Source organism: Bacillus sp. LBG-1-113 (assembly GCF_020708615.1).
GTDB lineage: Bacteria > Bacillota > Bacilli > Bacillales > Bacillaceae > Bacillus > Bacillus mojavensis.
This window is the reverse complement of record NZ_JAJFDG010000007.1, coordinates 1-15915: the sequence shown is the minus strand read 5'-3', so window position 1 is coordinate 15915 and position 15915 is coordinate 1. Positions and strand designations below refer to the sequence as shown.

Sequence of the window (15915 nt, the reverse complement as noted above, 5' to 3'; positions counted from 1 at the left end):
TAATGGCGACAGGCGGTTTAGCTATTATTCAATCGATGAAACACAAGCTGCCACAATCAGAGCGTAAACTTGCAGACTACATATTAGCCCATCCCCACAAAGCGATAGAAAGCACAGTCAGCGAAATCAGCGCCTTAGCTAATTCAAGTGACGCTGCCGTCATCAGGCTCTGCAAGTCACTGGGACTAAAAGGATTTCAGGATTTAAAAATGAGGGTAGCGGGTGATCTGGCAAAACCTGCTGTTCAAGGCTACCGGGACATCGCCCCTCATGAATCACTGCCTTCCATCTCTGAAAAAGCAGCCGGCAATGCCATTCAAGCAATTCAAGACACCTCAGATCTCGTGGATTATCAAGAGCTTGAGCGCGCTGTTTCTCTACTGCTTCAAGCGAACACTGTACATTTCATCGGCCTGGGCGCCTCGGGCATTGTCGCCAAGGACGCCCAGCAAAAATGGCTTCGAATTCATAAACAGGCGACTGCTTTTACGGACACTCATCTCGTGGCATCTTTAATCGCAAATGCAGATAAAAAAGACATTGTATTTGCCATTTCGTTTTCAGGTGAAACACAGGAAATCATCGAGCTGCTTTCGATGGCAAAGAAAAAAGGCGTCACAATCATCAGCCTCACACAATATAGTCAAACTTCCGTCTCCGTATTGGCCGACGTTTCATTATATACAGCCCATTCCAACGAGGCCCTGATTCGAAGCGCAGCGACTTCCTCTCGTCTCGCCCAGCTCTTTATGATTGATGTTTTGTTTTTAAGCATGGCGGCCGAGCAGTATGAAGAAACGGTCAGCTACATTGATAAAACGAGAGAAGCAATCAAATCTATGAGAAAGACATAAGGCATCTTGAAAGGGAGGGGTTTGTATGAGCAAAGAAAAACAATACAATATTCTGGCGGAAAAAATCCTTGAGCTATGCGGGGGGAAATCCAATATTTCTTCCTATACGCATTGCATGACCCGCTTGCGCATTACGCCTTACGATGTCAGCAAAACGGATAGTAAGGCGTTAAGAGAGCTTGATGGCGTCCTTGGAGTCGTCGAAGCTGAAACCCTGCAGATTATCCTCGGCACTGGTGTCGTTAATCATGTCACCGCCGCTTTTTCGAAGCTGGTATCATCAGAAGAAGATTTCAATCTAAAAGAGGCCGCGTCCAAAAAGAAAACCGAGATCAATCGCAAGAACGCCACCCCGTTTAAGCTTTTTTTACGAAAAATAGCCAGCATCTTCATACCTCTCATTCCCGCACTCGTCGCTTCAGGCTTAATTACCGGGATTACCAAAGCGGTAACCCAAGCCGGCTGGCTCTCTGCAGAATCACAAACAGCAATTGTATTGACAGTCATCGGATCAGGCCTGTTCACTTATCTCGGTATTCTCGTCGGCATTAACGCGTCAAAAGAATTTGGCGGAACGCCCGCTCTCGGCGCTCTGGCAGGGATTCTGATCATTAACCCGGAAATCGCAAAGATCAGTTTATTCGGAGAACAGCTTCTTCCCGGCAGGGGAGGCCTCATCGGCGTTCTATTCGCAGCTATATTCATTGCTTATACCGAACAATTCGTCCGCCGCTTTATTCCTCAATCACTCGATATTATCGTAACGCCAACAGTTTCACTTTTGATCACTGGAATATTGACGTATGTCGTTTTCATGCCTTTAGGCGGTTTCATTTCAGATGTCATCACATCCGGTCTTCTGTCCATCTTAGACATCGGCGGAATCGCTGCAGGCTTTATTCTGGGCGCAACCTTCCTGCCTCTCGTTGTAACGGGGCTACATCAAGGCCTGACGCCGGTGCACATGGAACTCATCAATTCCATCGGTGATGACCCGCTTCTCCCTATCCTTGCCATGGGAGGCGCGGGACAAGTGGGCGCAGCCTTCGCCATCTTCGTTAAAACAAAGAAAAAAACGCTGAGAAAAGCGATAACAGGAGGTCTTCCTTCAGGACTGCTCGGCATCGGTGAACCGCTTATATTCGGTGTAACGCTGCCGCTTGGCCGTCCGTTTTTGACAGCATGTTTAGGGGCGGGGATCGGCGGAGCTTTTCAAGCTTATTTTCAGGTAGCCACAATTGCACTCGGCGTCTCCGGATTGCCGCTCTCCTTTCTGGTTCTGCCTTCACAAATCATCTTATATATCATTGGTCTCTTTATTTCCTATGCGGCAGGCTTTTTATTGACCTACGCTTTCGGATATAAAGATGAAATGGCTGCCCAGTTCGATTAAATGATGACAATTTAGGAATAGTAACGGCATAGAAACACGGAAAGGAGCAAGCTTGTGAGAACGAAGACATTAGCATTACTCAGCGCTATTTTAACCGTGTCCATTCTGACGCCGAACGAAGCCTTCGCACAAACCGCCCTTCATCAAGCAGACAACCAGGTTAAGCCGAAAACAATAAATCCAGAAACTGCACAGTTTTCGTCGAAGAAACTAAGGAAGGTTGATCAGATGATTGAACGGGACATTGCAGCAGGATTCCCCGGCGCCGTTCTAGTCGTCGTGAAGGACGGCCGTATGATCAAAAAAGAAGCGTACGGCTACAGTAAAAAATACGACGGGGCTGAACTCTTGCGCCGTCCGGCAAAAATGAAAACCCGCACGATGTTTGACTTGGCATCAAATACAAAAATGTATGCGACCAATTTTGCTTTACAGCGCTTAGTCAGCCAAGGCAAACTCGACGTTTATAAAAAGGTATCCGCTTATTTACCTGATTTCAAGGATCAGCCTACAGATCGCATCAAAGGAAAAGATAACATTCGTGTCATTGATGTCCTGCAGCACCAATCTGGGCTGCCATCCAGTTTCTACTTTTATAACCCAGAAAAAGCCGGCATGTATTATTCGCAGGAGCGGGAGAAAACCATTGAATACTTGATGAAAATCCCGCTGGATTATGAAACAGGAACAAAACACGTATACAGTGACATTGGATACATGCTTCTCGGCTGTATTGTCGAAAAACTCACCGGCAAACCGCTTGATGTCTATACGGAACAAGAGCTCTACAAACCGCTAGGGCTGAAGCATACATTGTACAATCCGCTGCAAAAGGGCTTTACAGCAAAACAGTTTGCAGCCACTGAACGTATGGGCAATACACGAGACGGTGTTATCCATTTTCCTCATATCCGCACAGACACGCTGCAAGGAGAAGTACATGACGAAAAAGCATTCTATTCGATGGAAGGCGTTTCAGGCCACGCCGGACTGTTTTCAAACGCTGATGATATGGCGATTCTGCTTCAAGTCATGTTAAACAAAGGAACGTACCGAAACGTTTCATTATTCAATCAGAAAACAGCTGACCTATTTACGGCGCCATCAGCAACAGATCCGACATTCGGCCTTGGATGGCGGCGAAATGGAAGTAAAAGCATGGAATGGATGTTTGGCCCTTATGCAAGCAAAAATGCGTACGGACATACTGGCTGGACAGGAACGGTTACCATCATTGATCCGGCATACAATTTAGGTATTGCTTTGTTAACAAATAAAAAGCATTCACCAGTCGCTGATCCAGTAGAAAATCCTAACGTGTTTGTGGGTGATCAATTTTCAACAGGCAGGTACGGAAGCGTCATCACCGCGATTTATGAAGCAATGAAATAATTGACGATAGGAGGAAGTTGTTATGAAACCTGTCATTTCGCTGATCCTTTCCACCGTCCTTTTTCTTTCATGTGTTCTCGGCGTCAATCAGACAGCTAAAGCGAAACCCCGCGGCTCAGCTGACGCCAAACAGATCGTTGATCATATGACGTTAGATGAAAAACTTGGCCAGATGCTGATGCCGGATTTCAGAAACTGGCAAAAGGAAGGTGAGACTTCTCCGAAAGCCTTCACAGAAATGAATGAGGAAGTCGCTGGCCTCATCAAGAAATATCAATTCGGCGGCGTCATATTATTTGCAGAAAATGTAAAAACAACTGAGCAAACGGTACGGCTGACAGACTCATATCAAAAGGCTGGCCCTAAGATTCCGCTCTTACTCAGCATTGATCAAGAAGGCGGGATCGTGACGAGATTAGGGGAGGGCACTCATTTCCCAGGCAATATGGCGCTTGGCGCAACAAGAAGCAGGATCAATGCATATCAGACCGGCAGCATGATTGGAAAAGAGCTTTCTGTCTTAGGCATCAATACAGATTTCAGCCCAGTCTTAGATATTAATAATAACCCTGATAATCCTGTGATCGGTGTAAGATCATTCAGTTCTGATCGTGAACTGACAGCACGACTCGGTCTATATTCTATGAAAGGTTTGCAACGGCAACATATCGCCTCTGCTCTTAAGCATTTCCCGGGACATGGCGACACTGACGTTGACAGCCATTATGGACTGCCGCTCGTTTCTCATAGCCAGGAACGGCTTCGTGAGGTTGAACTCTATCCTTTTCAAAAAGCGATTGATGCAGGAGCAGACATGGTGATGACAGCTCATGTTCAATTCCCAGCCTTTGACGACACCACATATAAAAGCAAGCTTGACGGATCAGATATTATGGTTCCCGCTACACTTTCAAAGAAAGTGATGACCGGGCTGCTTCGGCAGGAAATGGGGTTTGGCGGTGTAATCGTCACTGATGCTCTCAATATGAAAGCCATAGCAGATCATTTCGGCCAGGAAGAGGCGGTCGTCATGGCCATAAAGGCCGGTGTTGATATTGCGTTAATGCCTGCCTCAGTTACATCTCTGAAAAATGAACATAAATTTGCAAGCATAATTGGCTCCTTAAAAGAAGCTGTCGAGAAAGGGGACATTCCCTTACAGCAAATCAACAAATCGGTGGAAAGAATCATTTCCCTGAAAATAAAACGCGGTATTTACCCCGCTCAGAATGACAGCAGTATAGATAAAAAGGTGAAGAAAGCGCTCAAAACAGTGGGAAGCAAACACCATACGAAGACAGAGCAAAAAATCGCTGAAAAGGCAGTGACAGTATTAAAAAATGATCAGCATACCTTGCCGTTCAAACCCAAAAAAGGCAGCCGAATCTTAATTGCCGCACCTTACGAGGAACAATCAGCATCCATTGAAAAAACCATTCACCATTTAATGCAGCGAAAAAAAATCAATTCTGTTTCTCTTACCAAAATCAACTTTGCAGAAAAGGTATTTAATGCTGAGTATGAAAAACAAGTAAAAGAAGCTGATTATATCATTACAGGCTCTTACGTTGTAAAAAATGACCCTGTCGTCAACGACGGTGTCATCGACGACACGGTAACAGATTCAAGCAAATGGGCCACCGCTTTTCCGAGAGCTGTCATGAATGCCGCACTGCAGCACAAAAAGCAATTTGTCTTAATGAGTCTGCGGAATCCATATGATGCCGCCAATTTCGAAGAAGCCAGAGCCTTGATTGCCGTCTATGGTTTTAAAGGATATGCAAACGGCCGTTATCTTCAGCCGAATATACCGGCCGGGGTTAAAGCGATCTTCGGACAATCAAAGCCAAAGGGCACGCTGCCAGTCGACATTCCATCCGTCACAAAACCAGGAGACATCCTTTATCCATATGGCTATGGAGTAAACATCAAAACGGGAAAACCGCTTTAATAAGGAGGAACATATGAGAAAAACGGTATTGGTTCTTCTCGCAGGGCTTATGATGTTCGGAACAATGACGGCTGCCACTGCTACACCTGAATCGGCAAAACAAACAGCAAAAAAACCTAAAGTCCAGACCGGCATTGATATCCTCTTGTCCCAACACAAAAAGCAGCTAAAGGGAAAAAGAGTCGGCCTGATTACCAACCCAACAGGTGTGAGTGCATCCCTTAAAAGCAGCGTAGATATTCTTTACGAAGACCCCGATATTCAGCTGACAGCTTTATTCGGGCCTGAGCACGGCGTTCGCGGCGACGCTCAGGCAGGAGACGAAGTAGGCTCTTACATTGACGAAAAAACCGGGGTTCCCGTATACAGCCTTTACGGAAAAACGAAAAAACCCACTCCTGATATGCTGAAACATGTCGATGTTCTTATATTTGACATCCAGGACGTAGGGACTCGTTACTATACGTACATTTATACAATGGCCTATGCAATGGAAGCCGCGAAAGAAAACGGAATACCTTTTATCGTGCTGGACCGTCCGAATCCCCAAGGCGGAAAAAAGGTTGAAGGACCAGTGCTGGAGCCCGAGTACACATCCTTTGTCGGACTCTATCCCATTCCATTAAAGCACGGGATGACCATTGGAGAATTGGCTTTACTATTCAACAAGGAATTTAATATTGATGCTGATGTGTCAGTCGTAAAAATGAAGCACTGGAAACGCTCTATGGACTTTGATGAAACCAGACTGCCATTTGTTCTCCCTTCACCTAACATGCCAACCGCAGAGAGCACATTTGTGTACCCTGCAACAGGGTTAATTGAAGGCACAAATGTATCTGAAGGGCGGGGAACGACTAAGCCATTCGAGTTGATCGGAGCTCCCTTTATCAAAAGCACTGAGCTTGCAGAAAAAATGAACAGTCTTGATCTGCCTGGCGTTACATTCAGAGCTGCCTCCTTTACTCCGACGTTCTCTAAACATCAAGGAACACTTTGCCACGGCGTACAGCTCTTTATTACGGACAGAGAGAAATTTGAAGCTGTTAAAACAGGACTGTCGCTTATTAAAATGATACATGACCTCTATCCTGATGAGTTTAAGTTCCTAGCGTCTGGCTCATTTGATAAATTGGCTGGCAACGGCTGGGTTCGAATGAAAATCGTGAACGGTGCTTCAATTGATGAAATCATTGACACCTATCAAAAACAGCTGAAGCAATTCAATAAAACAAGAAAACAATATCTCATTTATTAAGACGTAAGAAGGGTATGTTACACGTGTAACATTCTCTTACCCAACAAAAGCTTGATCATTTTCCCTTGCCCGCTCTTGCGGCAAGGGTTTTTATATACAAAAACAACACGCTTTATATAGGAAAACTTTCATTTATTTGGTACAATCTTATTGAAAATGATTATCAATTAAGTGAGCGACTCTGAAAAGGTGGTCTTCTCCTTGCAAAACTCAATGATGATTTATCATCCTGTACAAATTGAATACATGAAGAAAACGAGTGATCTCTTCTCAGAACAGCAATTGGTTGACTCATTCGTGCTGATCTTTCATTTAAAAGGAGATGGACATATTTCTATCGGAACGAGAACTGCGCCTCTCCAAAAAAAGACACTGTATGTTTGTCCGCCTCATGAGACATTCGGTATTACACCAGCAGAAGAGAGAAATATAGATGTTTGTCTGATCAGGCTTCACTGCTATACAGCGGAAACCCAGCAAGATCTCTTAAAACCATGCACTGAAACTGATTTATCCACTCTAAACCTTGTGAATGTTTCACATATTGAAAACCTTTCAGCCCGGCTTCAAGAACTTGCTGAAATATGGACAGACTCATCACAGCTTTCTCAATTGAAATGTGTGATCGAGGTTCAGAGCCTGATTTATGACCTATTCACAGCCAATGTCTCTGATCAAAGCGATACACAGACAGCGCTCGAAAAAACAAAACAATACATCGAAACTCATGCCGATAGAAAAATTACACTAGGCCAGCTCTCACAAATGGCGGGAATCAGCCCCAAGCATTACAGCGAAACCTTTAAAAAGTGGACAGGTCAGAGCGTAACAGAATTTATCACAAAAACGCGAATCACTCGAGCGAAGCGACTCATGGCAAGATCCAACTGTAAACTGAAGGAAATCGCCCATCAAACCGGCTATCAAGATGAATTTTATTTCAGCAGAATCTTTAAAAAACACACAGGCTGTTCTCCAACAAGCTATATGAAAAAACGCCGGAAAAAAATAGCCGCCTATGGAAAGGGAACAATGGGGCAGCTCATTCCTCTCCATCATATACCGTTTGCAGCCGCACTCCATCCAAAATGGACGGCTTACTATTATCAGCTTTACTCAGCAGATATTCCAGTTCAGCTCAACGCATACCGGTTTAATGAAAAATGGGAGGAAAACCTGCATACCTTGTCCCAAGCTAAACCCGATATCATTTTCAGCATGGATTCTGTCTCTTCAGAAGAACAAAAGCGCCTGAACAGCATTGCAGAAGTATGTTACCTTCCTTCAGAGGAAAACTGGAGAGCTCACTTTCTGCAAACCGCCTCGTTTTTAAATGAAGAATCGGAAGCTGAAAAGTGGCTCGCAGCCTATGACAAGCAGACAGCTGCCGCTAAAAAGACATTGCTGCACGCTCAAGAGTTTCGCTTTCTCTTTCTTCGTCTGCACAAGCAGAGCTTTTATATGGCACATAATCGCAGCGTGCGCGAAGTCTTCTTTGAAGATTTAGGGTTCCAATCGGCTGAATCGGCTGACACGCCTTCAGAACAAGCGATTTCATTAGAAGACATCACAAATTGCCAAGCTGACTGTATCATGCTCTTTCTTTTTAAAGAGCCGGAAACCATTGCCTATTATCAGCAATTAAAACAGTCAGAAATATGGCAAAACCTAAGCGCAGTGCGGAACGGACGTGTGTATCACCTCTCTTCAGACCCATGGAATGAATACTCGGCTTGCGGGCACGAGCGGATTGTTCAGCAAACCATTTCTATGCTATCCGGCGATAGTCCATGATAAATATGGAATTTGTCCATGGCGTTATGTCTGTTCATTCTCTATAATTCCAATTGATAATAGTTATCAATTGAACAGGAGGCACTATAGATGAAAAAGCTATCTCTTACCTTATTAATCTTGCTTCTCGCCCTGACGGCGACAGCTTGCGGCAGCAAGGAAGAATCCTCTGCCAGCAAAGCGAGCGGCACAAAGTCCGAGAAAAAGAAAATCGAGTATTTGGATAAAACGTACGAAGTAAATGTACCGACAGATAAGATTGCCATTACGGGTAGCGTTGAATCCATGGAAGACGCTAAACTGCTTGACGTTCATCCGCAGGGTGCAATCTCATTTTCAGGAAAATTCCCTGAAATGTTCAAGGACATCACTGATAAAGCAACACCTACAGGGGAAAAAATGGAACCAAACATTGAAAAAATTCTTGAGATGCAGCCAGATGTGATCTTGGCATCTACAAAGTTCCCTGAAAAAACCCTGCAAAAAATAAGCACGGCAGGCACGACCATTCCGGTTTCTCACATCTCATCAAACTGGAAGGAAAACATGATGCTGCTTGCCCAGCTGACCGGAAAAGAGAAAAAAGCCAAAAAAATCATTGCCGACTATGAACAGGATCTAAAAGAAACAAAAACGAAAATCGATAAACAAGCAAAGGATTCAAAAGCGCTTGTCATCAGAATCAGACAAGGAAATATTTACATTTATCCTGAACAAGTGTACTTCAACTCAACTCTTTATGGTGACTTAGGCCTTAAAGCGCCGAATGAAGTCAAAGCCGCAAAAGCGCAAGAGCTGATTTCGTTAGAAAAACTCAGTGAAATGAACCCTGACCACATTTTCGTCCAATTTTCTGATGATGAAAATGCGGATAAACCTGATGCATTAAAAGATTTAGAAAAAAATCCAATCTGGAAAAGCCTCACAGCAGTCAAAGAAGATCATGTGTACGTCAATTCAGTTGATCCTCTCGCACAAGGCGGTACGGCTTGGAGCAAAGTCCGCTTCCTGAAAGCGGCATCTGAAAAATTAACACAAGACTAAATTAGAGTAGGTTTTTGTATGTATTCAAAACAGTGGACACGTATCATTTTGATTACTTCTCCATTTGCTATTGCATTATCATTGCTGCTTTCCGTCCTCTATGGCGCAAAGCAGCTTAATGCTGATATGGTCTTTGCATCACTTTTTCATTTTGATCCGGGAAACACAGACCATCAAATCATATGGCACTCCCGGATTCCAAGGGCTGCCGGCGCTCTGCTCATTGGGGCAGCCCTTGCTGTATCTGGAGCGCTCATGCAAGGCATCACACGCAATTATTTGGCATCGCCCTCAATTATGGGTGTTTCAGATGGTTCCGCCTTTATCATCACGCTTTGTATGGTTCTGCTTCCGCAATCATCTTCGCTTGAAATGATCATTTACTCTTTTATCGGCTCCGCATTTGGAGCTGCATTGGTATTCGGTCTGGCAACAATGCTGCCTAACGGGTTTACGCCTGTACAGCTAGCCATCATTGGCACTGTCACAAGTATGCTGCTAAATAGTTTAGCAGCTGCCATATCGATCTATTTTCAAATTTCACAGGATTTGAGTTTCTGGTACAGCGCCAGACTTCATCAAATGAGCCCCGAATTTCTGAAGCTTGCCGTTCCATTTTTTCTTGCTGGTATCGTCATAGCTGTCTCTCTCAGCAAAAAGGTGACCGCTGTTTCACTAGGCGACGATATTTCTAAGAGTTTGGGCCAAAAGAAAAAAACGATCAAAATCATGGCAATGCTCTCTGTCATCATTTTAACCGGAAGTGCCGTAGCGCTTGCCGGAAAAATTGCGTTTGTCGGTTTAGTCGTTCCGCATATCACGAGATTTCTCGTCGGCTCGGATTATAACAGACTGATTCCTTGTTCCTGCATCTTGGGCGGAATCTTTTTAACGCTGTGCGATCTCGCCAGCAGATTTATCAATTACCCATTTGAAACACCGATTGAGGTTGTGACTTCTATTATCGGCGTTCCTTTCTTCCTTTATTTGATCAAACGAAAAGGAGGAGAGCAAAATGGCTAAAAAATATGCAGTGTTAATCATATTGATTCTCCTTGTCAGCTATTTCAGCATGACCAGCGGATCATTTTCTGTTCGTCCGACAGAGCTGCTCTCCACTCTTTTTCAGATCAATCCCAATCCGCAGTATGAAGTTTTGCTGTTTGACTTAAGACTTCCGCGGATTGTCATGGCAGCCATTATCGGACTCGGACTTGGCATAGCAGGAGCTGTCATTCAGGCCATCACACGAAACGGCCTTGCAGACCCGGGAATATTGGGAATCAATGCCGGAGCAGGGGCAGGCATTGTGGCGTTTATGCTGTTGTTCCAAGGCCAGAAGGAAGTAACCTCAATCGTCGCGGCGATGGGAATGCCGTTTTTCGGCCTGATCGGCGGACTGGCTGCTGCAGTCATGATTTACATATTCGCTTGGAACAGAGGCAATTTAGATTCAGGCAGAATTATTCTGGTAGGAATCGCGATTAATTCGGGCTTCAGCGCCTTGTCGTTGTTTTTATCCTTAAAAATGGACCCGCAAGATTATGAAATGGCCATGGTATGGAAAAACGGAAGCATCTGGTCGGCAAACTGGACATATATCACAGCTGTTCTTCCGTGGATGCTGCTGTTTATTCCTATTCTTTTGGTCAAATCTCGTTTGCTTGATACCATCCGCTTTGACGAAGACACGGTCAGAAGCCTTGGCATATCATCAAATAAAGAAAAAACCATTCTGCTCGTCGCCTGTGTCGCCATCATCAGCGCCTGTGTCTCTGTGGCGGGAAGCATGGCATTTGTCGGCTTAATCGCGCCCCATATTTCCCGGAGATTGGCCGGTATCGAACACCGCTATATTTTGCCTTTGAGCGGCTTGATCGGCATGCTGCTTGTATTGAGCGCGGATTTTGCCGGGAAACTGTTTTTCCAGCCCGCAGAAGTGCCAGCCGGCATTATTTTAGCGATACTCGGTGTTCCGTATTTCTTATACCTGCTTTTCAAGCAAAAAAAGGGGGAGAACGTTTGAACGGATCTTTATCAGAGCATAAGGCGGGCGACAGGATGTTCAAGCTGTATCTCCCTCCTTCCTACAGTACGGACAGCAGGGAATTTCCTTCTGTTTACGTACAGGATGGCGGTTCTTTGTTTCAAAATCAACTAGAACTGATAGAAAGCAGGTTCCATCAAAACAGGGTGCCTGAGCTCGTGCTGATCGGTATAGAGCCTAAAAATCGAATTGACGAGTACACTCCTTGGCCCGCCGCATTACTCAGTGATCAGTTTCCAGACTTCGGCGGTAAGGGGACTGACTATCTTTCTGAAATAACAAACCGGCTCATTCCGTTTGTGGAAGAAAATTGGAATGTCTCCAAAAGAGCACAATCCAGAGGTATGATCGGCGCCTCATTAGGCGGCCTCATCTCGATGTTCGCCTTTCTGAGACATCCATCATTATTTGGAAATATAGGATCTCTTTCAAGTTCATACTGGTACGAGAACGCAGCAGAAACCATAGATACTGCCGCTGTAAGGCCCGGTTCAACGCGTATTTATATGTCTATCGGCAGTGAAGAAGGCGCTGGAAAACAATCGATTCAGCAGACGATGCTGCAAAAAACAAAATATGTATACGAGAGCCTAAAAGAAAAAGGCTTCACTCAAGATCAGCTGTGTCTCGTCATTGAGAAAGGGGCGGTGCACCACCGCAAGTATTTCTGTAAACAATTTATCAATGCCCTTGAATGGCTATACGGAAAAAACCGCTCTATCATATGAGCGGTTTTTTTCATGCCTTCTGCAAGACGGGTTTTAATTCAAAACGGTTCAGCATATAGCCGAACAAAGCAGCCAGGATTTGCTGAAACAGCATGCCAATCACAACCGGAACGGCTACCTGGGACGGAAAGAAGGTGACGGCAAGAACAGCGCCGGCACTGATATTCCTCATGCCTCCCGTAAAAATAAGAGAGACAATTTCCTCCTGTTGCCTTTTCATCATTTTACCGATAAGCCACGCAGCAGCATACCCGGTCAACGCGATACAAAAAACGGTGACAGCAATCCCTAAAAATCTTAAGTCAATCGCTTTGAAATAAGGTGCTATCGCAGAGCTGTTAATCGCAATCACCGCCATCAGGCACAGCTTTGAAAAGGGTGACAGTGTGCTGCTCAACGCCGCGGTTCTATCTGGAGATGACATCTGATTAAACAGCATGCCCAGGAATGAAGGAATCACCACCATCACAATCAGACCCTTCATCATTCCCCAGACATCCATGTGAACCTGGGCACCGGCCAGCACAGAAAGACTCAGCGGAACGATTAACGGCGACAGCACGGTATCAATCAATATGATAGAAAGCGTCAAACCGACATTCCCTTTGTACATTGCAGCCCAAATCAAGCTCGTAATCCCTGTAGGAATGACAACAGCTAATGTCAAACCGGTGATCGTTAATGGATCGCCTTGAAATATGAGATGTCCGCTGCCCCAGGCGAAAAGCGGCATAAAAATATGAAGAACAAATAATGCAAGAATCATAGGAAGAGGGTGCGCCAAGGCGTGTCTCAAAGATTGAAAGTTCGCGCTCAAGCTGCCCGCAAACGTAATAAACGCAAATATCCAAGGCACCGCGCTTTCATATCCATTTAAAAACTGAGACAGCAGGACGCCAAGCACAACACTAGTCGGTGTCAAAAGCGGCATGACTTTCCCCAATACACGGTTCAGCTTCTGAAGCATCATATACAAGTCCCCTATTAAAAATTTCTTTCTCTCTATTATATCAATGCAGTTCAACCATATGTTATATAAAAAAGCCCAGATCTCATCAATCTGGACTTTCACACTTTTATGCCATCTGTTTCATAAGGGCTTTACTTGCATTGTTCAGCCCTTTTAACTCAGCTTCAATTCCTTGCTCTTTAAACTTTGCGACAATCTTATCAAGCGCAGCCGCTCCTGAATCATCCCATACGTGAGCATCGGTCAAGTCAATGACAACTCGTTCGATATCCTCATCAAAGATAAACGCATTTGTAAGATCAGTCACTGACGCAAAAAAGATCTGTCCCTTGACTTGATACGTTCTCAGCTTTTGATCCTCTGCATGAGAAACGATTTTCAGCTTCGAGATTTTGGCTACAAAGAAAACGGCACTTAACAGAACACCGACGAATACGCCTTTCGATAAGTCATCCGTCACGACAACCGTAATCACCGTCACAACCATTACAATTGAATCTGTGATCGGCGCTTTTTTCAAGCCTTTTAAAGAAGACCAATCAAATGTGCCGACAGACACCATAACCATAACAGCCACTAACGCAGCCATCGGAATGTTTACAACAACCTGACTCAAAACGGCAATTAAAAACATAAGAAAAGCACCGGCAATAAAGGCTGATAACCGCCCACGGCCGCCCGCTTTTGTATTAATAACAGATTGTCCGATCATAGCGCAGCCCGCCATACCGCCAAAAAATCCAGTGACGATATTTGCGATTCCCTGTCCGCGGCTCTCTTTATTTTTATCACTGTCTGTATCCGTCATTTCATCAATAATCTGTGCAGTCAGCAAAGACTCAAGCAAACCGACAAACGCCAGAGCAATGGAATAAGGAAAAATGATTTTAAGCGTTTCGAAGGTAAACGGAACATCGGGAATGAGAAAATGAGGCAATGAACTAGAGATATTGCCCATATCTCCAACCGTCCGCACATCCACATGGAAAGTGACCGCAATAATCGTCATCACTATAATTGCGACAAGCGGAGATGGCACCGCAGTCGTAAACCTCGGCAGTACATAAATAATAACCAATGATCCGGCAAGCATCGCATACATGCTCCAAGATGCACCTGCAAACTGAGGCAGCTGCGCAGAAAAAATAAGAATTGCCAGCGCATTTACAAACCCGATCATCACAGAACGAGGAATGAATTTCATTAATCTCGCAATTTTACTGATACCTAAAATCACCTGAATAACACCTGTCAAAATGGTAGCCGCAAATAAATACTGAAGCCCGTAATCGGCAACCAGTGACACCATCACTACCGCCATCGAGCCAGTCGCAGCCGATATCATCCCCGGTCTTCCGCCAAAAATAGAAATAATAATGGCTATACAAAATGAAGCATAAAGACCAACCATTGGATCAACGCCGGCAATAATCGAGAAACCAATCGCTTCAGGTATTAAGGCTAAGGCCACCAAAATTCCAGCAAGAATATCTTTTCGGATATTACCGAACCACTGCTGTTTCAATGTAAAACGATTCAAATATAACGACTCCTTTTTAAAAATAAATCCGCACCGTATTTGTTGTATTGGGAGCTTAATTATTTTACGGAAGAAAACGAAAAGAAAAACTTTCGGAGAAAAAGGGGAAACGTTGAGTATAGTGTATTGAGGTAAGGAGTTATTATACAAAGAGTATCATAATAAATTTTAATCAAATGTGCAAGGTCAAATGCTGAAGAAAAAAATGGATCAATATATTTGAGCCATTTGCCATCAGATCATATTAGGATCAGAAACAAGAATCGTTTTGACTGCTTGAATATCTTTCCTGTCATTAGATGTCGAGTCTATTCCCATCAAGCTTTGTATGGCGGACTCAAATTTCTCCAGCGTCGTTTCTTCCGTTATGAGCTCAGAAAGCTGCGGCATATCTACAGCGCATGAAACCGCGTCCTCCATGATCTGCCGAGCCTCTCCGATTCAGACGATCGTAACCCAGTTAGAAAGCAATTGAAAAGGCCGATATTCTTTCATAGGTATCATCAAACCCCATCGGCAATGAACGGATAAGGCCCAATCAAGCTGATTGCCGATCGCGTCAAAGATCACATCGAACTTTCTTCTTCAGTTGCAACTGTCAGTCTTGATAATTTTTACCATCATTTAAAACGAATCAGTACAGATATAAAAAAAGAGCAAAATAAAAGACCAGTTCAGTTGAACTGGTCTTTACCTTGCTTGGCGGCGTCCTACTCTCACAGGGGGAGACCCCCGACTACCATCGGCGCTGAAGAGCTTAACTTCCGTGTTCGGCATGGGAACGGGTGTGACCTCTTCGCTATCGCCACCAAACAATTTGAGAGTGTTCTCTCAAAACTAGATAACAGGTGTGACATCATTAGAAATTAGGTTAAGTCCTCGATCGATTAGTATCTGTCAGCTCCATGTGTCGCCACACTTCCACCTCAGACCTATCAACCTGA

At 44.5% G+C, this 15915-nt stretch carries 12 protein-coding genes, 1 rRNA gene and 1 pseudogene; 10 read left to right on the top strand and 4 right to left on the bottom strand.

All coding sequences use genetic code 11. The features are described 5' to 3' along the window. Positions 1-2: 2 nt before the first annotated feature. From LJF29_RS15755 to LJF29_RS15710, 10 genes are all read left to right on the top strand, one after another. Complete coding sequence (locus LJF29_RS15755) at positions 3-854, top strand: MurR/RpiR family transcriptional regulator (RefSeq protein ID WP_168746798.1); 852 nt, start codon at positions 3-5, stop codon at positions 852-854. Between the two features lie 25 nt (positions 855-879). After that, a complete protein-coding gene (locus LJF29_RS15750; RefSeq protein WP_229149521.1) occupies positions 880-2247 on the top strand; it encodes a PTS transporter subunit EIIC in 1368 nt (455 codons plus the stop codon). A gap of 54 nt (positions 2248-2301) precedes the next feature. Continuing rightward, positions 2302-3639 carry a penicillin binding protein PBP4B gene (pbp4b, locus tag LJF29_RS15745; RefSeq protein ID WP_229149519.1) on the top strand — a complete coding sequence of 446 codons (1338 nt, stop codon included), beginning with the start codon at positions 2302-2304 and terminating at the stop codon, positions 3637-3639. 22 nt (positions 3640-3661) lie between these two features. Continuing rightward, on the top strand, positions 3662-5590 hold the full coding sequence (locus tag LJF29_RS15740) for a glycoside hydrolase family 3 protein (protein WP_229149517.1): 1929 nt from the start codon (positions 3662-3664) through the stop codon (positions 5588-5590). A 13-nt stretch (positions 5591-5603) separates the two neighbouring features. After that, entirely contained in the window at positions 5604-6848 is a 1245-nt protein-coding gene (locus LJF29_RS15735) for an exo-beta-N-acetylmuramidase NamZ domain-containing protein (protein ID WP_229149516.1), read from the top strand. 213 nt (positions 6849-7061) lie between these two features. After that, positions 7062-8642 (top strand): AraC family transcriptional regulator, encoded by a 1581-nt coding sequence (locus LJF29_RS15730; protein WP_324255125.1) that lies wholly within the window; start codon positions 7062-7064, stop codon positions 8640-8642. A gap of 90 nt (positions 8643-8732) precedes the next feature. Next, positions 8733-9686: an iron ABC transporter substrate-binding protein FeuA gene (gene feuA / locus LJF29_RS15725; RefSeq protein WP_229149513.1), complete on the top strand. Its 954-nt coding sequence runs from the start codon at positions 8733-8735 to the stop codon at positions 9684-9686. 18 nt (positions 9687-9704) lie between these two features. Beyond that, the gene (locus tag LJF29_RS15720) at positions 9705-10709 is read left to right on the top strand and encodes a FecCD family ABC transporter permease (protein ID WP_168746792.1); all 1005 of its coding nucleotides are present in this window, start codon (positions 9705-9707) and stop codon (positions 10707-10709) included. Then, a complete protein-coding gene (feuC, locus tag LJF29_RS15715) occupies positions 10702-11712 on the top strand; it encodes an iron ABC transporter permease FeuC (protein WP_229149512.1) in 1011 nt (336 codons plus the stop codon). The genes LJF29_RS15720 and feuC overlap by 8 nt, the downstream gene beginning before the upstream one ends. Continuing rightward, positions 11709-12461, top strand: a complete 753-nt coding sequence (locus LJF29_RS15710; protein WP_229149510.1) for an alpha/beta hydrolase — start codon at positions 11709-11711, stop codon at positions 12459-12461. Before feuC ends, LJF29_RS15710 begins: the two co-directional genes overlap by 4 nt. Positions 12462-12471: 10 nt before the next feature. On the opposite strand, the gene LJF29_RS15705 is transcribed toward LJF29_RS15710, so the two are convergent. The 4 genes and pseudogenes from LJF29_RS15705 to rrf all read right to left on the bottom strand — a co-directional run bounded on the left by LJF29_RS15705 (position 12472) and on the right by rrf (position 15784). After that, a complete protein-coding gene (locus LJF29_RS15705; RefSeq protein ID WP_229149725.1) occupies positions 12472-13392 on the bottom strand; it encodes a bile acid:sodium symporter family protein in 921 nt (306 codons plus the stop codon). A gap of 145 nt (positions 13393-13537) precedes the next feature. Beyond that, positions 13538-14971: a SulP family inorganic anion transporter gene (locus LJF29_RS15700; protein ID WP_229149508.1), complete on the bottom strand. Its 1434-nt coding sequence runs from the start codon at positions 14969-14971 to the stop codon at positions 13538-13540. A gap of 234 nt (positions 14972-15205) precedes the next feature. Then, positions 15206-15553: pseudogene (locus tag LJF29_RS21255) on the bottom strand (alcohol dehydrogenase); the annotation flags it as partial. A 115-nt stretch (positions 15554-15668) separates the two neighbouring features. Beyond that, positions 15669-15784, bottom strand: a 5S ribosomal RNA gene (gene rrf, locus LJF29_RS15690). Positions 15785-15915 lie beyond the last annotated feature (131 nt).